This is a genomic window from Sphingomonas mollis (assembly GCF_016427505.1).
GTDB classification, from domain to species: Bacteria; Pseudomonadota; Alphaproteobacteria; order Sphingomonadales; family Sphingomonadaceae; genus Sphingomonas; species Sphingomonas mollis.
Genome location: NZ_JAELXS010000009.1, coordinates 44,406 through 60,189, shown reverse-complemented (window position 1 = coordinate 60,189; position 15,784 = coordinate 44,406). Strand labels below are relative to the sequence as shown.

Annotated in this window: 18 protein-coding genes and 2 other RNA genes; 15 read left to right on the top strand and 5 right to left on the bottom strand. The window is 67.9% G+C overall.

Translation table 11 applies throughout. The features are described from left to right. The first annotated feature begins 28 nt into the window (after positions 1-28). The 6 genes from JAO74_RS15335 (at position 29) to JAO74_RS15310 (ending at position 3,557) form a co-directional block, all read left to right on the top strand. The gene (locus JAO74_RS15335; RefSeq protein ID WP_199040052.1) at positions 29-325 is read left to right on the top strand and encodes a hypothetical protein; all 297 of its coding nucleotides are present in this window, start codon (positions 29-31) and stop codon (positions 323-325) included. Between the two features lie 81 nt (positions 326-406). After that, the gene (locus JAO74_RS15330; protein WP_199040049.1) at positions 407-637 is read left to right on the top strand and encodes a hypothetical protein; all 231 of its coding nucleotides are present in this window, start codon (positions 407-409) and stop codon (positions 635-637) included. Between the two features lie 38 nt (positions 638-675). Next, positions 676-769: signal recognition particle sRNA small type (ffs, locus tag JAO74_RS15325), an RNA gene on the top strand. A gap of 118 nt (positions 770-887) precedes the next feature. Beyond that, positions 888-2,534, top strand: coding sequence for a DNA polymerase III subunit gamma/tau (locus tag JAO74_RS15320; protein ID WP_199040046.1), 1,647 nt, complete (start codon positions 888-890; stop codon positions 2,532-2,534). Then, the gene (locus JAO74_RS15315; protein ID WP_056525535.1) at positions 2,531-2,854 is read left to right on the top strand and encodes a YbaB/EbfC family nucleoid-associated protein; all 324 of its coding nucleotides are present in this window, start codon (positions 2,531-2,533) and stop codon (positions 2,852-2,854) included. The genes JAO74_RS15320 and JAO74_RS15315 overlap by 4 nt, the downstream gene beginning before the upstream one ends. 454 nt (positions 2,855-3,308) lie before the next feature. Continuing rightward, positions 3,309-3,557: a hypothetical protein gene (locus JAO74_RS15310; RefSeq protein ID WP_056525538.1), complete on the top strand. Its 249-nt coding sequence runs from the start codon at positions 3,309-3,311 to the stop codon at positions 3,555-3,557. 9 nt (positions 3,558-3,566) lie between these two features. On the opposite strand, the gene JAO74_RS15305 is transcribed toward JAO74_RS15310, so the two are convergent. From JAO74_RS15305 to JAO74_RS15285, 5 genes are all read right to left on the bottom strand, one after another. Beyond that, complete coding sequence (locus JAO74_RS15305; protein WP_199040043.1) at positions 3,567-4,199, bottom strand: CAP domain-containing protein; 633 nt, start codon at positions 4,197-4,199, stop codon at positions 3,567-3,569. After that, the gene (mtgA, locus tag JAO74_RS15300; RefSeq protein ID WP_199040040.1) at positions 4,187-4,858 is read right to left on the bottom strand and encodes a monofunctional biosynthetic peptidoglycan transglycosylase; all 672 of its coding nucleotides are present in this window, start codon (positions 4,856-4,858) and stop codon (positions 4,187-4,189) included. The genes JAO74_RS15305 and mtgA overlap by 13 nt, the downstream gene beginning before the upstream one ends. A gap of 192 nt (positions 4,859-5,050) precedes the next feature. Further along, complete coding sequence (locus tag JAO74_RS15295) at positions 5,051-6,280, bottom strand: flavin monoamine oxidase family protein (RefSeq protein WP_199040037.1); 1,230 nt, start codon at positions 6,278-6,280, stop codon at positions 5,051-5,053. Between the two features lie 4 nt (positions 6,281-6,284). Further along, positions 6,285-7,190 (bottom strand): RNA polymerase sigma factor RpoH, encoded by a 906-nt coding sequence (gene rpoH, locus JAO74_RS15290; RefSeq protein ID WP_199040034.1) that lies wholly within the window; start codon positions 7,188-7,190, stop codon positions 6,285-6,287. A gap of 59 nt (positions 7,191-7,249) precedes the next feature. Then, positions 7,250-8,197: an RluA family pseudouridine synthase gene (locus tag JAO74_RS15285; RefSeq protein ID WP_199040031.1), complete on the bottom strand. Its 948-nt coding sequence runs from the start codon at positions 8,195-8,197 to the stop codon at positions 7,250-7,252. Between the two features lie 11 nt (positions 8,198-8,208). Here JAO74_RS15285 and JAO74_RS15280 point away from each other — a divergent pair, with 11 nt between their 5' ends. The 9 genes from JAO74_RS15280 (at position 8,209) to rnpB (ending at position 15,766) form a co-directional block, all read left to right on the top strand. Continuing rightward, positions 8,209-8,631, top strand: coding sequence for a M67 family metallopeptidase (locus tag JAO74_RS15280; protein WP_416194317.1), 423 nt, complete (start codon positions 8,209-8,211; stop codon positions 8,629-8,631). Positions 8,632-8,700: 69 nt separating this feature from the next. Continuing rightward, complete coding sequence (locus JAO74_RS15275) at positions 8,701-9,354, top strand: histidine phosphotransferase family protein (protein WP_199040028.1); 654 nt, start codon at positions 8,701-8,703, stop codon at positions 9,352-9,354. A 67-nt stretch (positions 9,355-9,421) separates the two neighbouring features. Next, on the top strand, positions 9,422-11,713 hold the full coding sequence (locus JAO74_RS15270) for a chemotaxis protein CheA (RefSeq protein ID WP_199040025.1): 2,292 nt from the start codon (positions 9,422-9,424) through the stop codon (positions 11,711-11,713). Next, positions 11,710-12,138: a chemotaxis protein CheW gene (locus JAO74_RS15265; protein WP_199040022.1), complete on the top strand. Its 429-nt coding sequence runs from the start codon at positions 11,710-11,712 to the stop codon at positions 12,136-12,138. The genes JAO74_RS15270 and JAO74_RS15265 overlap by 4 nt, the downstream gene beginning before the upstream one ends. A gap of 102 nt (positions 12,139-12,240) precedes the next feature. After that, entirely contained in the window at positions 12,241-12,606 is a 366-nt protein-coding gene (locus JAO74_RS15260) for a response regulator (protein WP_199040019.1), read from the top strand. 24 nt (positions 12,607-12,630) lie between these two features. Then, positions 12,631-13,722 carry a chemotaxis protein CheB gene (locus JAO74_RS15255; protein ID WP_233151070.1) on the top strand — a complete coding sequence of 364 codons (1,092 nt, stop codon included), beginning with the start codon at positions 12,631-12,633 and terminating at the stop codon, positions 13,720-13,722. Then, positions 13,719-14,585 (top strand): CheR family methyltransferase, encoded by an 867-nt coding sequence (locus JAO74_RS15250; protein WP_233151069.1) that lies wholly within the window; start codon positions 13,719-13,721, stop codon positions 14,583-14,585. Before JAO74_RS15255 ends, JAO74_RS15250 begins: the two co-directional genes overlap by 4 nt. A 59-nt stretch (positions 14,586-14,644) precedes the next feature. After that, on the top strand, positions 14,645-15,334 hold the full coding sequence (locus JAO74_RS15245) for an N-acetylmuramoyl-L-alanine amidase (RefSeq protein WP_199040017.1): 690 nt from the start codon (positions 14,645-14,647) through the stop codon (positions 15,332-15,334). 40 nt (positions 15,335-15,374) lie between these two features. Further along, positions 15,375-15,766, top strand: an RNA gene (gene rnpB, locus JAO74_RS15240) — RNase P RNA component class A. Positions 15,767-15,784 lie beyond the last annotated feature (18 nt).

Below are 15,784 nucleotides of genomic sequence, written 5' to 3'. Positions count from 1 at the left end.
CGGGGGGTGCGTAACGGAGTAAGAGCTCATGAAAATCGTCGCCCTGATCGGTGCCGGCCTGCTCGCCAGCGGCACCTTCGTCGCCGCGTCCGCCGATGCCCAGCCTCGTCACGGTTATGGCCGTGGGTATGACCGCGGATATGGTCATGATCGCGGCTGGCGCGGGGATCGCTGGGACCGCGGTCAGAGGTGGAACGGCGGCTATCGTCGCGATCGCGGGCGCTGGAACGGTGGTTATCGCGGTCGTGGACGAGGTCGCCTCGTCTGCCACATGGAGCGCGGTCGGTACGGGCCGGTCCGCACCTGTTTCCGCGGCTATCGCTGATTCGACCGGACCGGGCCGGTTGGAACGGTCCGGTTCATCCACGCATTCCGCCCGGTTCCGGGATATCGAAGGAAGCATCGCATGAAACTCACCACCCTTTTTGCCGCCGGTCTGGTCGTGCTGTCCGGCCTCGCGCCGATCGCCCCGGCGGCCGCGCAGCGCACCGTCGTCCATGAACGCACCGTCGTTCGCCATGACGGCGGACGCCATTACCGTGGCCGCGACCGGGTCCGTACGCGTCGGGTCTGCACCAACCGCTGGCGCGACGGTCGCCGGGTGCAAGTGTGTCGCACCGTCCGCGTTCGTCGCTGACGACTTGATCGATCCGCCCGGCTCCGCCATAGGGCGCCTGGGAGTCGGGCGGACGTGGTCGTCGCCAACCCGGTCAGGTCCTGACGGAAGCAGCCGCAACGATTTCGCCGCGGGTCGTCCCGGCTCCCACCGCAAGCACGTGTAAAACGTGCTGGCGCGGCCAGCGGTGCAAAGTATCGTCTGACGACGCGGCTTCGCCGCGACGCTATTCCCCTCCACACCGCCCCGCCGACCGGCTAAGACGACGGCAATGTCCGACTCCTTCGACCTCGGCGAACCGCCACAGCCTGCCACCGCCCCGCCGCCCGAGGCGTATCGCGTCCTTGCCCGCAAATATCGTCCGCAGACGTTTTCCGAACTGATCGGTCAGGATGCGATGGTCACGACGCTGGGCAACGCGATCAAGCGCGACCGGCTGGCCCATGCGTTTCTGATGACCGGCGTCCGCGGCGTCGGGAAGACGTCGACCGCCCGCCTGATCGCGAAGGCGCTCAACTGCGTCGGCCCGGACGGTCAGGGCGGCCCGACGATCGACCCCTGCGGCGTCTGCGAGCCGTGCCGGGCGATCGCCGAGGGCCGGCACATCGACGTGATCGAGATGGACGCCGCCAGCCATACCGGCGTCGACGATGTCCGCGAGATCATCGATGCCTCGCGCTATTCGGCGGTGTCCGCGCGCTTCAAGATCTATATCGTGGACGAGGTCCACATGCTCTCGAAAAACGCCTTCAACGCGCTGTTGAAGACGCTGGAGGAACCGCCCGCGCATGTGAAATTCCTGTTCGCCACGACCGAGGTGAACAAGGTGCCCATCACCGTCCTGTCGCGGTGCCAGCGATTCGACCTGCGCCGCATCCCGGCCGAAAAGCTCGCGGATCATTTCGCGGAGGTATGCCGCAAGGAGGGCGTGACCGCCGAGCCGGAGGCACTGGCGCTGATTGCCCGCGCCGCCGAAGGGTCGGCGCGCGACGGCCTGTCGATCCTCGATCAGGGGATCGCCCATGCTGGCCTCGACGGCGGTGGCGTGACGGCGGAGGCGGTGCGCCAGATGCTGGGCCTGTCCGACCGCGGGGCGGTGCGCGATCTGTTCGCGATGCTGCTGGCCGGCGACGCGGCGGGGGCGCTGGTCAGCCTGCGCCGCCAATATGATTATGGCGTCGATCCGGTGTCGGTGTTGCGGTCGCTGCTGGAGACGGTGCACGGCATCACATTGGCCAAGGTCGGCGCGGCGGCCGATCCGTCGCAGCCGGTCGAGGAGCGGACCGCGCGGGCGGACTGGGCGGCGGGGCTGTCGTTCCCGGTGCTGCACCGATTGTGGCAACTGGTGCTGAAGGGGCATGACGAGGTCGCGCACGCCGCCCTGCCGATCGAGGCGGCCGAGATGGCGTTGCTGCGCGTCATCCATGCCTCGCAATTGCCCGATCCGGGCGATCTCGCGCGGCGTCTGGCGGACGGCCATGCACCCGCCGCCGCTGCCCCGGTGATCGCCGCGCCGCCTGCACCGCCACCGGCGCCCGTCGAGGCGGTGTTGCCCGAGCGGTTCGAGGATCTGGTCAGGCGGCTGGAGGATAACGGATCGCTGGCGCTGGCGGCGCGGCTGCATAACGGCGCCCGTGTCGTCCGCTATGCGCCGCCCGAACTGGTGCTGAGCGGCAGTCGGCCGATGGCGGCGGATACCGTCACCGATCTGGCGCTGGTGCTGAAGGCGATGACGAAACAGGTCTGGCGCATTACCTTCGACGACGTACCCGGTACGCCGACGCTGAAAGAGCAGGAGGAGGCGGCCGAGGAGACGAAGCGGCTGGCCGCCTGGGACTCGCCCATGGTACGCGCCGCCCGAGAGGCTTTTCCCGATGCGGTCCTGGAGGACTGGCCGGGTAAACGGAGACTGGCATGAAGAATATCGACGAAATCCTGGCGATGGCCCAGAACGTCCAGAACGAGCTGGAAAAGGCGCAGGCCAATCTCGACACGATCGAGGTCGAGGGTGTGTCCGGCGGTGGTCTGGTCAAGGTGAAGGCATCCGCCAAGGGCCGCATCATCGGTATCGCGATCGACGATTCACTGATGCAATTGTCCGAAAAGCAGATGCTGGAAGACCTGCTGGCCGCCGCCTATAACGACGCGCGGGCGAAGGCCGATGCGGTGTCCGGCACCGAGATGTCGAAGATGACCAGCGGGCTTTCGCTGCCGCCGGGGTTCAAGCTGCCGTTCTGATTGGTCGTTTCAGTGGTTGAATCGGGCTGTTCCCCGGCGGAGGCCCGGGGGCAGTCGGCGTAGCCATTGTAATATCGGCTTTCGACAATCCCGACGCTTCGTCGTTGCTTCGCTGCGCTCGCAACGACGAACGTCCATCCATCATTATAATCGTTCGCCCAACTGGATTCCGGCCTGCGCCGGGGAACGGCCGTGATGTCGTTGCGCCCCGAAGCGCAGCGGCGTCTTCATCGGAAAGTCGCTAAAGTCACACTCACGGCCGCGCGCCTGCGCGGGCGGGTGCGTATGTGTGCGCGAGAATAATCGCGGGTCTGGCAAACGGTGAGAAGGAACGCTCAAGGGGATATGCCTTTGTCCCCGTGTAGGACATCCCCTGTTTTGATCCCGTTACGGTACAGGAACAACTTTCGATCGGACAGCGTTGCGCTCCTTATAACAGAGGAGGATGTCCATCATGGCCGACGAACGCATCGTGACCGATACCGGAACACAGCCGCACACCACGATCATCGAGCGTCGCAGCGGCGGCGGCGGGATGTTGATCGCGATCGTCCTGTTGATCGCGGTCGTGATCGGCGGTTTCTATCTGTTCGGGCGGCAGGGCGCGGAGAACCGCAAGGATGCGGCGATTACCTCGGCGGCCAAGAGCGTCGGCGGGGCGGCCGACAAGGTCGGCGATGCGGTAGGTGGCGAGAAGAAGTAACGCGGCAACTCACCGTTCCGGCGGCACCGCGGGGTGGCCGCCGGGCGTGGCGGCGAGATCGATGACGCACATTGATCCGCGTGTCGCGTGGGGTCCGCACCAGATGCCGGCGTAGCGATAGAAACTGGCAGTCAGCAGTTTGCGATGGCCGCGCCCCGGTACGCCGTCATCGACCATCATCTGACGCACGACATCTTCCGCGCCGTGCATCCCGTAGCTGATCGCCTCGACGACGTAGATGTCTCCGCCGCGTTGCCGAACGCGGGCGCCCGGCGAGGCGCCGGCCGTACTGGCATGGCCGATACCGCCGACCGCGCCTTGCGCCATACCATGGTCGCGGGCGGCGGCGGCGAGTATCGGGTCGGGTGCCAGCAACGGGACTGGCGGCATGGCACCGATCGCCGAGGCGGCGGCTTCGGCGGCAGCCGGGCCTTCGACCGTGGCATGTTCGGTGCCGTCGCGCTCTCGGTAAAATATGCCGTCATAACTTTCGGCGGCACGGCGGAGCCATCCGGCATAGCCGGCGGGGTCGGCACGCACCGCGTTCAGGGCGCCGAGTACGTCGCGATCGTTCGGCCAGAGCGGAGCAGGGGGAGCGAGGGCGGCGAGCAGCACCGCCGCCGCCAGCTTCAGCGCAGGCACGTATCCAGCCCCGCACGACGCACCACGCCGACATAGCGGGCGAGGACGTTGCCGTGCCGCCGCACGAAGCCGCTAGGGGCGATCGCGGCGCGTTTCTTGGGCAGCGGCAGGACGGCGGCGATCCGGGCGGCCTCGGTCGGCGACAGGCGGGTGGCGTCGTGACCGAAATAGCGGAGCGCGGCGGCGTTGACACCATAAGTACCGATGCCGGTTTCGGCGATGTTCAGGTACACCTCCATGATCCGTCGCTTGCCCCAGAGCATTTCGATCAGCGTCGTGAAATACGCCTCGAACGTCTTTCGCACATAGCCGCCGCCCTGGAACAGGAAAGCGTTCTTCGCGGTCTGCTGGCTGATCGTCGAGCCGCCACGGATACGGCCGCCCTCGGCATTGCGCATCGCCGCGCCGGCGATGGCGCGGAAATCGAAGCCGTGATGCTGGCAGAAGCGCGAGTCCTCTCCGGCGATGGCGGCGCGGGCCATATCCGGATCGATCTGCGACAGCGGCATCCAGTCCTTGGTCACGCTGCGCCCGCCGAGCAGATCGCCCATCATCGTGAAGGTGAAGGGGGGCGGGACGAACCGGTACAGGCCGACCCACAGCATCGTCACCGCGACGAAGATCAGGGTGGCCTTCAACAGCCAGCGAAGAGCGATCATGCTTGCCCGTCTAACGCATCGAACGTTTAACTCCACCCGTTCGTGCTGAGCTCTTCGGCTTGCTAGCTAGCCAGCCGCTCAGAATAACCTTCGGCATGTAGCGCCGAAGTCGAAGCATTTCGTGGAGAGGTGGCCCCTTCGGCGTAGCTCAGGACAGGCTTCAACTGCGCCCAGGCCGAACGGAAGACGGCGTTACGCAGGCGCGCGGCAAAGCGCCAGAATCTGCGCCGCGGCGGCGACGCCGGTGTCGTGTGCGCCGTGTGCGGTCGAAAAGTCGTGCGGCGAGCACGCCTCGCCTGCGAAGAACAGCCGGTGGTCGATCGGCTCGGCGAGCACCCGGCGCTGCCCGGCGGCGCCGATCATGGCATGGCTGTAACTGCCGCCGATCCACGGTTCGTGGCGCCAGCGGGTAGCGGCGAGCGGCGACAGGCGGGACCGCCAGTCGCCACCCAGCAGGGCGACCAGTTCGTCGATGGCGAAGGCGGTGGCGGCGCGATCGTCTTCCAGCGCATCGGCACAGGGGCCGCCGAAGAAGCTCTCCACGATCGGGCGGCCGAACGGCGACAGGCGATGGCTGGCGGTGCAGGCGCTGTGGGGATTGCCGATCAGATGCGCATCGGCGGGCCAGATCGGCCGGTCCACCGCGAGGAATACCTTGTCGGCGATGCCCAGCGGCAGGGAGGCGGCGGCATGGTGCTTGGCGGGGAGGGGCGGGTCGAAGGTGATCGCCTCCCCCGTCAGCGCGGTCGTCGGCACGCAGAGGATGACGTGATCGGCCTCGATCGTGCCGGTCGGCGTGTCGAGGCGAAGCGTGCGGTGGCAGTGGTCGATCCGCGTCACCGGGGTCGAAAGCCGGACGGGAAGACCGGCGGCGTGATCGACGATCAGCGTGCCATATCCATCCGGTAATGCCCAATTGTCGTCGGTGGCGGCGTCTTCATAGGCCGCCCAGTCGTGCAGCGAAACCGCGCTAAGGGCGGCGCCGTTGGCGAAGCCGGAGATCGCGTCGATCATCGGGCGGGCGGGATCGTCGGCAGCGATGAAATCGGAGAGCGGGCGATCAGGTCCGTCCAGCGCCGCATGGGCGGCATCGTCCCAATCGCGTCGGGCCTTCGCGAAAGCTTGCTGATTGACGGGCGGGTAGCCCAGATCGCGCCATTGCGTGCCCCAATTGGCGGTGGTGCGATCAATTGCGATGCCCCGCCGTTCGGCGACGTGTGTCCATACGTTCCGGCTCGCCGAATGGAGCCATCCGCAACCAAGATCGATGATCCCTGATGCGGGGGAAAGCGCCGCGCTGCTCGCGCGACCGCCGAGCCGGTCGCTGGCCTCGACGAGTAATACCGCATGCCCGGTATCATGGAGATGCCGGGTAGCGGCAATGCCGGCCGCGCCGCCGCCGATCACGACGGTGCGCGGCATCGTGTCAGGCCGCGGCGAGCAGTCGCTTCTCGCCGGCGATGCGCATCATGCCCTTTTGCAGCTTCTCGAACGCCCGCACCTCGATCTGGCGGACACGCTCGCGACTGACGCCATAGACCTGGCTGAGTTCCTCCAGCGTCTTGGGATCGTCGGTCAGGCGGCGCTCGGTCAGGATGTGCTTCTCGCGATCGTTCAAGTCGTCCATCGCCGACACGAGCATGCCGTGGCGGACGTCCGCCTCCTGCTGGTCGGCGACGATCGAATCCTGCAACGGCGCATCGTCCTGCAGCCAATCCTGCCACTGACCCTCGCCATCCTCCCGCATCGGCACGTTCAGCGAGGTGTCGCCGCCCATGGCCATGCGGCGGTTCATCGAAACGACGTCCTGCTCCGCGACGCCCAGATCGGTGGCGATCTTGGTGACGTGTTCCGGCTTCAGGTCGCCATCCTCGAACGCGTCCAGCTTGGACTTCATGCGGCGCAGGTTGAAGAACAGCTTCTTCTGGGCAGCGGTGGTGCCCATTTTCACGAGGCTCCACGACCGCAGGATGTATTCCTGGATCGAGGCGCGAATCCACCACATCGCATAGGTGGCGAGGCGGAAGCCGCGATCCGGCTCGAACTTCTTCACACCCTGCATCAGGCCGATATTGCCCTCGGAGATCAGCTCCGACGTGGGCAGGCCGTAGCCGCGATAGCCCATCGCGATCTTGGCGACGAGGCGCAGGTGGCTGGTGACGAGCTGGGCCGCCGCATCGGTATCGCCATGTTCCTGAAAACGCTTGGCGAGCATATATTCCTGTTCCGGCTGCAGCAGCGGAAACTTGCGGATCTCGGACAGATAGCGGTTGAGGCTCTGCTCCCCGCCGAGCGCAGGGATCGTCGCCGGGACGTTGCTGCCTTTTGCCATTGATCGATCCCTTTCCTTGGAAGCATGCCTGCCGCATCGCAGCGAGCGCATACCGATATCTATACGTGAAGACTGGTGAACAGTTCCTGCATATCCGCAGGCATCGGACTTTCGAGCGCCAAAGCGACACATGTTACCGGATGAATGAACCCCAGATGCGCGGCGTGCAAGGCTTGGCGTGTGAAACCGAGCGTTTCGAGGCAGCGTCGCGGCTGACCCTTCGCCTTGCCGTACACCGGGTCGCCAAGGAGCGAATGGCCGATCGATGCCATGTGGACGCGCACCTGATGGGTGCGGCCGGTTTCCAGCCGGCATTCGACCAGTGCCGCCTCGCGCAGTCGCTGGATCGTAGTGAAGTGCGTGACGGCGCGCTTGCCGTTCGCGACGATCGCGATCTTCTTGCGGTTGTGCGGGCTGCGCGCGAGCGGGGCGTCGACCGTCCCCTCGGCCGGGCGGGGGATGCCGCCGACGATCGCGCGGTAACGGCGGTCGATGCTGTGGTCGTGGAACTGGCGGGCCAGTCCCTCATGCGCCTGATCGGTCTTGGCGGCCACCATGAGCCCGGAGGTGTCCTTGTCGATCCTGTGGACGATCCCTGGCCGCGCGACGCCGCCGATGCCCGACAGCGATCCGCCGCAATGATGGAGGAGGGCGTTGACCAGCGTGCCGTCGAAATTGCCCGCCGCCGGATGCACGACCAAGCCGGCGGGCTTGTCGACGACGATCAGATGCTCGTCTTCATAGGCGATGACGAGCGGGATATCCTGCGCCTCATTGTGGAGCGGCGTGGGGGCGGGGACGGCGACCGCGAAGATCAGGCCGGCGGCGGCGGGGCGGGAGGGGTCGCGCGCCGGGGTGCCGCCCTGCGACACCGCGCCGGCGGCGATCAGCGCTTTCAGCCGCTCGCGCGACATCGTCGGCACCGCATCCGCCAGCGCACGGTCCAGCCGCCATCCGTCCGCGGTCGGCGCGATCGTCGCTTCGATGATGGAAACCCCCCGGTCCATGGAGTAGCCAGATGGTGATGGACGTGGCGATATCAAGCGACCTGCTGCAACGGATCGTCGCGGCGGCGGCGGCCGATCCGGCGGTGGAGGTGTGCGGCCTGCTGTTCGGCGAGGCCGGCGCGATCGTTGCGGTGGAGGCGTGCCGCAACGTCGCGGGCGACCCGGCGCGGCGGTTCGAGATCGATCCGGCGGCGCTGATCGCGGCGTATCGGCGGGGGCGGAGCGGCGGGCCGGCGGTGATCGGCTGTTACCATTCGCATCCCACCGGCATCGCGGCGCCGTCTGCGCGCGATGCGGGGGACGCGGCGGCGGATGGCGGCCTGTGGCTGATCGTCGGCGGCGGGGCGGTGACGGCTTGGCGTGCGGTGGCGAACGGCCCCGTCCATGGCCGGTTCGAGCCGGTCCGGCTCGTGGTGGCGACGGACCGGGGGTGAGGGCACGTCACAGCCGCTTGCGGGGCGGGCGGAAAGGCCTCAGATGGCAGTACGTTCAAGGGGATTATGATGGCCATCAGTCCGGTCGATTTTGCCAGCCTGCTCTGTTCGCGACTTTGCCATGACCTGTTGTCGCCGGTCGGCGCGCTGAACAACGGGCTGGAACTGCTGGCCGACGAGACCGATCCGGCGATGCGCCAACGATGCATGGAACTGCTCGCCGACAGTGCGCGCACGTCCGCCAACAAGCTGAAATTCTTTCGACTGGCGTTCGGCGCCGGCGGCAGTTTCGGCGAGATGGTCGATCCGCGCGAGGCGAAGGCAGCGATCGAGGGGCTGTTGTCCGATGCCAAGCGGACGACGCTGGGCTGGTATGTCGAGGCGGATTCACTGCCCAAGGCGGCGGTGAAGGCGCTGTTGAACCTCGCGCTGATCGCCAACGAGGCGCTGGTGCGCGGCGGATCGCTGGATATCGGGGCCGAGCAGCAGGGCGACCATCTGGAGATCGTCGTGAAGATCGAGGGGTTGCGGATCATCCTCGATCCCCAGATCCGGCAGATGCTGACCACCGGTGCGTCGGAGGACGGCGTGACATCGCGCCTCGCCGCCGCGTTCATGGTGCATACGCTGGTGACGGAAGCGGCCGGCACGATGCAGGTGTCGGAGCCGGCGCCGGGGGTGATGATCTTCGGCGCGGCCCTGAGCACGGGCGGCGCGGGATAAAAGGCCGGCGGGTAAAGGAGCTATTAACCGGCATCGGGCATGACGGGCGTCGAAAGCCCGGAGGCCCATGGACGACCTGTTACAGGAATTCATTGCTGAAACCCGCGAGACGCTGGATGCGATCGCGGGCGAGATCGTGCTGTGGGAGTCGAATCCGACCGACCGCGCACGCCTCGATGCGATCTTCCGCTTCGTCCATACGGTGAAGGGAAGCTGCGGTTTTCTCGATCTGCCGCGGCTGGGTCGACTGGCGCATGCGGCCGAGGATGTGCTGTCCGCCGTGCGTGACGGTACGCGGTTGCCGGATACCGCGCTGGTCAATGCCGTGCTGGCCATCGTCGACCGGATCGGCGAGCTGACCGAGGCGATCGCGGCGGGCGTGCCGCTGGACGATACGACCGAAGACCTATTGATCGCCGCGCTGGCCGAGGATGCCGCCCCGGTGGCGCCGGCCGCCGTCGGCCCGCAGACGCGGACTGCCAATCGCAGCGTGCGGCTGGCCGTCGATCTGCTGGACCAGATGATGGCCGGCATGTCGGACATGGTGCTGGCGCGCAACGAACTCGCCCGCCGCCTGCGCGACCAGCCGATCGATCCCCGCGTCGAGGGCGCGCTGGAACGCCTGTCGCTGACCGTGGGCGAGATGCGCGACACGATCACCCGCACCCGGATGCAGCGGATCGAGACGCTGTTCTCTGCCATCCCGCGCATGGTGCGCGACGCCGCCGCGCCGCTGGGCAAGGCGGTGACGCTGGATATCGAGGGCGCCGACGTCGAACTCGACCGCGAGATGATCGAGCTGTTGCGCGATCCGCTGGTCCATATCATCCGCAACGCGGTCGATCATGGCATCGAACTGCCGGCCGATCGTCGCAGTGCCGGCAAGCGCGAGAACGGGCGGCTGCTGGTGCTGGCGCGCCAGACCGGCAACCAGATCGTGCTGGAAGTGACCGATGACGGTCGCGGCATCGACGTCGACCGCTTGGTCGCGAAGGCGATCGCCGCCGGGCGTCGCACCGAGCAACAGGCCGCGGCGATGACCGAGGCGGAACGGCTTGCGCTGGTGTTCGAAGCCGGGCTGTCGAGCCGCGACGTCGTAACCGAACTGTCCGGGCGCGGCGTCGGCATGGATGTGGTGCGCGCCAATATCGAACAGATCGGCGGTCGCATCGCGCTGAAGAACCGGCCGGGCGCGGGACTGACGATCGAGTTGCAGGTGCCGCTGACGCTGTCGATCATCCCGACGATCATCGTCGGCGTCGGCGACCAGCGCTTCGCCCTGCCGCGCCAGTCGATCGAGGAGATCGTGGCGCTGCGCGGGCAGGCGGTGCGGATCGATGCGCTAGGCGATGCCAGCGTCGCCACCGTGCGTGGTCGTCGGCTGCCGATGATTACGCTGGGCAGGGTATTGGGCATCGAGGCGTCCGAACCGACCGCGCTGGTGATCGTCGCCACGCGTGAGGGCGATTACGCGCTGGGGATCGATGCGGTGCTGGATACCGAGGAACTGGTGGTGAAGCCGGTACCGCCGGCGATCATGGCGACCGGCGTCTATGCGGGGCAGACGCTGCCCGACAGCGGATTGCCGTTGCTGCTGCTGGACGGCACCGGACTGGCCGCCGCGGCGGGCCTGCGTTTTGCGCCATTGGCGATCGCGTCGGAGGAAGAGGAGATCGTCGAGGAGAAGGGCATCGTCGCCCTGTTATTCGACGATCTGGATGGCCAGCGCCGGGCCCTGCCGCTGGCGGCGGTCGACCGGGTGGAGACGGTGTGCGCCTCCGCGATCCGGCGCACCGGCGGCCGGCTGCACCTGTCGCTGGAGGGCGGTGTGATCCCGCTGGTCGCGATGGCGGTGCCGCCGGCGACGGGACAGGTGACGTTGCTGCGCCTGACCGACGGCTTTGGCGAGCTGGGCTATGCGATCGACGACGCGCATGAGATCGTGACGTTGCCGCTGGCGGTGGCGCCGGCACGGGGGCGGCCGGGCATCGCCGGGGTGGTGATGGTCGCGGGCGAGCAGGTCGAACTGGTCGATGCCCATGCGCTGTTCGCGGGCGAACTGGCGGCGCCGGGCAGCGGCCCGCTCTGCCTGTTGCAATGTGACGAGTCGGGATGGATGGAGACGTTCCTGCGACCGATGCTGGAGGCATCCGGTTACCGCTGTGCGACGCGATTGGCCGAGGGCGACCGGATCGCCGTGACGCTGGCGATGGACGATGACGCCGACCGGGTCGACCGCAGTCATCCGGTGGTGCTGCTTCGCCGTCAGCCGGGCCTGTCGGGCGAGCCGGGCGTGTATCGATACGACCGGGCGGCGCTGATCGCCGCGGTCGCGGCCGGCATGGAGGTGGCGGCATGAGCGCCCTGTTCCTGATCGCGCAGATCGCCGGCCGCTGGATCGCGGTGCCCGCCGATCAGGTCGATTCGGCGGTCGATATCGGCACGGTGGTCGCGGTGCCGCGGGCATCGGCGGCGGTGCGCGGACTGGCGGCGCTGCGCAGCCGGGTGGTGACGGTGATCGATACGCGGGTCGCGCTGGGTCTTGCTCCCACACCGCAGGCGGGCCGCGCGATCATCGCGAAGTTCGACGGGCATTTCTATGCCTTTCTGGTCGATGCGTTCGACGACGTCTTTCCGTTCGATCCGATGCCGTTGTCGTCCGGCCTTGCGCTGGAAGGTCGGTGGGGCGCCAGTGCGATCGGTATCGTCGAGCGCGACGACGAACCGATGCTGGTGCTCGATCTGGCCGCACTGGTCCCCGGCACGCTGGCCGTCGCCGCCTGATCGAGCGCCGCCTGATCGACCGCTGATCGATGGCGCGTCCGTTAAGCGCCCGCTTACCCTTTGCTGCCACAATGCGGCTCGATGTGATGGAAGGCTGTTCGCATGAAGACGTGTCTGGTGGTCGACGACTCCAAGGTTATTCGAAAGGTCGCGCGCCACATCCTCGAAACGCTGGATTTCCAGGTCAGCGAGGCGTGCGACGGGCGTGAGGCGCTGGAGGCATGTCTGGTGTCCGCGCCCGATGTGATCCTGCTCGACTGGAATATGCCGGTGATGAGCGGGATGGATTTCCTGCGCGCGTTGCGCGACTCGTCGATCCCGACGCGACCCAAGGTGGTGTTCTGCACGACCGAGAACGGCATGGCGTACATCCGTGCCGCGATCGATGCGGGCGCGGACGAATATGTGATGAAGCCGTTCGATCGCGACACGCTGGAAAGCAAGCTGCAGATCGTCGGCGTCGCCTGAACCCCCCAACGGGCTGATCCGGCGATGGCGCTCGCACCCCTGATCGTGATGGCACCGGCGGTGCGCGTGCTGATCGTCGACGACTCGGTCGTCGCGCGGGTTGTGCTGACCCGGCTGGTCCAGGCGGATGGCCGGTTCATGGTGGTGGCGGCGGTCGGCACCATCGCGGCGGCGTTGCAGTTCCTGACCGACGAGGCGGTCGACATCATCCTGCTTGATGTGGCGTTGCCCGGTGTCGATGGCCTGACCGCGCTGCCCGACATGCTGGCGGCAGGGCGCGGCGCGCGGATCGTGATCGTGTCATCCTCCGCCGGCGATGGTGCGGCGACCACCGTGCAGGCGCTGGCGCTGGGCGCTGCCGATACGTTGGAGAAACCGGACGCGAGTGGCCTTTCGTCCGATTTCGGGCGGCGGCTGGTCGATCGGCTGTCGCGATTGTCGGATCGATCGACGACGGGGCGGGCACCGACACCGGCGCCGATCGCCCTGGCGCCGATCACCCTGACGTCGGTCGCGCCGCCGCCCCGCACCGCCGAGGACGCGTATGATATCGTCGCGATCGGTGCGTCCACGGGGGGCATCCACGCGCTCGGCCAGATGCTGCGCGCGTTGCCGCCGACGTTCCGGCTGCCGATTCTGGTGACGCAACATCTGCCGACGTCCTTCATGCCCTATTTCGCGGCGCAACTGGCGCTGATGGCCGGGCGACCGTGCGATGTCGCGACCGATCGCCTGCGGATCAGGCCGGGCCGGCTGATCGTGGCGCCGGGCGACGCGCATCTGCGCTGCGTCTCGCTGGGGGAGGGCAATGCGGCGGTGCGACTGACCACCGACCCGGCGGCCAGCGGCTGCCTGCCGTCGGTCGATCCGATGCTGTCCTCGCTGGCCGAGGTGTTCGGGCGCCGCCTGATGGCGGTGGTCCTGAGCGGGATGGGGCGCGACGGCGCCGAGGGCGCGCGACGGGTTCGCGCGGCGGGGGGATGCGTGGTGGTACAGGATCAGGCGAGTTCGGTGGTCTGGGGGATGCCGGGCGCGATCGCGATGCAGGGGCTGGCGGATGCGGTGCTGCCCCCCGACGCGATCGGCCGGCTGGTCGCCACGCGGCGTCGGCCATGACGGCGACACTGGCGCCGCCCGTCGTGGGGGCGATCCCCGGTTCGCCATCGGCGATGACCGTGCTGGCGGCGCTGCTGGAGGCGCGGACCGGCCAGCAATTGTCCAGCTATCGATCGTGGCGGCTGGATACCGCGTTGAAGCCGCTGCTGCGCGCCCGCGGGCTGGACACGCTCGACCAGCTGGTGATGCAGTTGCTCGACGGCACCGACCGGGCGGTCGGCGACCTGATCGTCGACGCGCTGGTGAACGGCGAAAGCTCGTTCTATCGCGACCTGCCGATCTTCGACCAGCTGGCCGAGGCGATCGTCGCGCATGAGGGGAACGGCCGCCGCGTTCGTATCTGGAGCGCGGGGTGCGCGACGGGGCAGGAGCCGTTATCGCTGGCGATGCTCTATGCCGAACGACAGGCGGAAACCGGCACGCCGGTGCCGGAGATCGTCGCCACCGACATCTCCGACACCGCGCTCAACCGCGCGCGGGCGGGCCGGTACACGCAGTTCGAGATCCAGCGCGGCCTGCCGATCCGGCGGATGATGCACTGGTTCGACGGCGACGGCGCCGATTGGATCGCGAAGCCCGAGCTGACCCGGCTGATCCAGTTCCGGCGGCTCAATCTGGTCGGCGACCGGGGGCCGGCGGGCAAGTTCGATGTGGTGCTGTGCCGCAACGTCCTGCTCTATCTGTCGCCGCCGGCCAAGGCGCAGGTCTTCGCCCTGATCGCCGGCGCGCTGAAGCCGGGCGGCACGCTGGTGCTGGGCGCGGGCGAGACGGTGATCGGGCAGACCGGCCTGTTCGAGCCGAGCCGCCGGTTTCGCGGGTTTTACGAGCGGACCACGGCGGAGCGGGAGCGCGACGCGGCCTGATCGCTTGCGAGCGGGCGCATCTTCGGCCACCAAGCCCCGATGCGGGAGAACGGCCGGACATGACGATCATCGACACACCGTCCCCCAACTGGGACGAGCGCGCGTTGCCCGTGTCGATGCTGGTGCTCCACTACACCGGCATGCCCGATGCGGAGGGCGCGATCGCCCGGCTGCGCGATCCGGCGGCCAAGGTGTCGTGCCATTATCTGGTCGCCGAGGACGGCACTATTCTGCGCATGGTCGACGAGGACAAGCGCGCCTGGCACGCGGGCCGGTCGCACTGGCGCGAGATCGACGACGTCAATTCCGCCAGCATCGGCATCGAGATCGTCAATCCCGGTCATGACTGGGGGTATCGCCCGTTTCCGGCCGAACAGATGTCGGCGCTGATCCCGCTGGTGGCCGTGATCGTCGAGCGCCATCGCATCACCCGCGGCAACGTCGTCGGCCATTCGGACATCGCCCCGGCGCGCAAGCGCGATCCGGGCGAGCTGTTTCCGTGGCACGATCTGGCCCGGTTGCGACTGGCGCTGCCCCGGCCGACCAGGAATTTGATGGACCCGCACTGGACGGAGGCGGGATTCTGCCTGGCGCTGGAGCGGTTCGGCTACGACGTGACCGACCGGATGGCGGCGATCATGGCGTTCCAGCGGCGCTTTCGCCCCGAACTGATCGATGGCGAGATCGATGCCGAATGCCGGATGATCCTGCTGGCGTTGTTGCTGCCGAGGCCGCAAGGCGACGATTGAGCTTGGCGGGCGGCGACCCGCCCGCTAGGGCCTGCCGACGCCAGAGGATCGGGCGACCGCGGGCGGCTTTCGGGCCGCGCGAGGAAAGTCCGGGCTCCACGAAACGACGGTGCCGGGTAACGCCCGGCGGGGGCGACCCCAGGGACAGTGCCACAGAGAGTAGACGGCGTGCGGCTTCGGCCCAGTGCTTCGGCAGCGTCAAGGTGAAAGGGTGCGGTAAAAGCGCACCGCGCGACCGGTAACGGAAGCGGCATGGTAAACCCCACCGGGAGCAAGACCGAATAGGGATGGCATGGGCCGCAAGGTCCGGGCGTGTTTCCGCCTGCCGTCCGGGTTGGTTGCTGGAGGCGGCGCGCAAGCGTCGTCGTAGAGGAATGGTCGCCCATCCCCTTTGGGGGAGGACAGAACCCGGCTTACAGATCCTCTGGCGTTTCATCTTCCCGCACGCCA

Excerpts from the sequence above, each read along its gene's own strand:
- JAO74_RS15280 (WP_416194317.1), top strand. The coding sequence starts at position 8,209 with ATGGTGATGGACGTGGCGATATCAAGCGACCTGCTGCAACGGATCGTC.
- JAO74_RS15320 (WP_199040046.1), top strand. The coding sequence starts at position 888 with ATGTCCGACTCCTTCGACCTCGGCGAACCGCCACAGCCTGCCACCGCC.
- JAO74_RS15270 (WP_199040025.1), top strand. The coding sequence starts at position 9,422 with ATGGACGACCTGTTACAGGAATTCATTGCTGAAACCCGCGAGACGCTG.
- JAO74_RS15275 (WP_199040028.1), top strand. The coding sequence starts at position 8,701 with ATGGCCATCAGTCCGGTCGATTTTGCCAGCCTGCTCTGTTCGCGACTT.
- JAO74_RS15335 (WP_199040052.1), top strand. The coding sequence starts at position 29 with ATGAAAATCGTCGCCCTGATCGGTGCCGGCCTGCTCGCCAGCGGCACC.
- mtgA (WP_199040040.1), bottom strand. The coding sequence starts at position 4,858 with ATGATCGCTCTTCGCTGGCTGTTGAAGGCCACCCTGATCTTCGTCGCG.
- JAO74_RS15245 (WP_199040017.1), top strand. The coding sequence starts at position 14,645 with ATGACGATCATCGACACACCGTCCCCCAACTGGGACGAGCGCGCGTTG.
- JAO74_RS15285 (WP_199040031.1), bottom strand. The coding sequence starts at position 8,197 with ATGGACCGGGGGGTTTCCATCATCGAAGCGACGATCGCGCCGACCGCG.
- JAO74_RS15295 (WP_199040037.1), bottom strand. The coding sequence starts at position 6,280 with ATGCCGCGCACCGTCGTGATCGGCGGCGGCGCGGCCGGCATTGCCGCT.
- JAO74_RS15265 (WP_199040022.1), top strand. The coding sequence starts at position 11,710 with ATGAGCGCCCTGTTCCTGATCGCGCAGATCGCCGGCCGCTGGATCGCG.
- JAO74_RS15315 (WP_056525535.1), top strand. The coding sequence starts at position 2,531 with ATGAAGAATATCGACGAAATCCTGGCGATGGCCCAGAACGTCCAGAAC.
- rpoH (WP_199040034.1), bottom strand. The coding sequence starts at position 7,190 with ATGGCAAAAGGCAGCAACGTCCCGGCGACGATCCCTGCGCTCGGCGGG.
- JAO74_RS15250 (WP_233151069.1), top strand. The coding sequence starts at position 13,719 with ATGACGGCGACACTGGCGCCGCCCGTCGTGGGGGCGATCCCCGGTTCG.
- JAO74_RS15310 (WP_056525538.1), top strand. The coding sequence starts at position 3,309 with ATGGCCGACGAACGCATCGTGACCGATACCGGAACACAGCCGCACACC.
- JAO74_RS15330 (WP_199040049.1), top strand. The coding sequence starts at position 407 with ATGAAACTCACCACCCTTTTTGCCGCCGGTCTGGTCGTGCTGTCCGGC.
- JAO74_RS15255 (WP_233151070.1), top strand. The coding sequence starts at position 12,631 with ATGGCGCTCGCACCCCTGATCGTGATGGCACCGGCGGTGCGCGTGCTG.
- JAO74_RS15260 (WP_199040019.1), top strand. The coding sequence starts at position 12,241 with ATGAAGACGTGTCTGGTGGTCGACGACTCCAAGGTTATTCGAAAGGTC.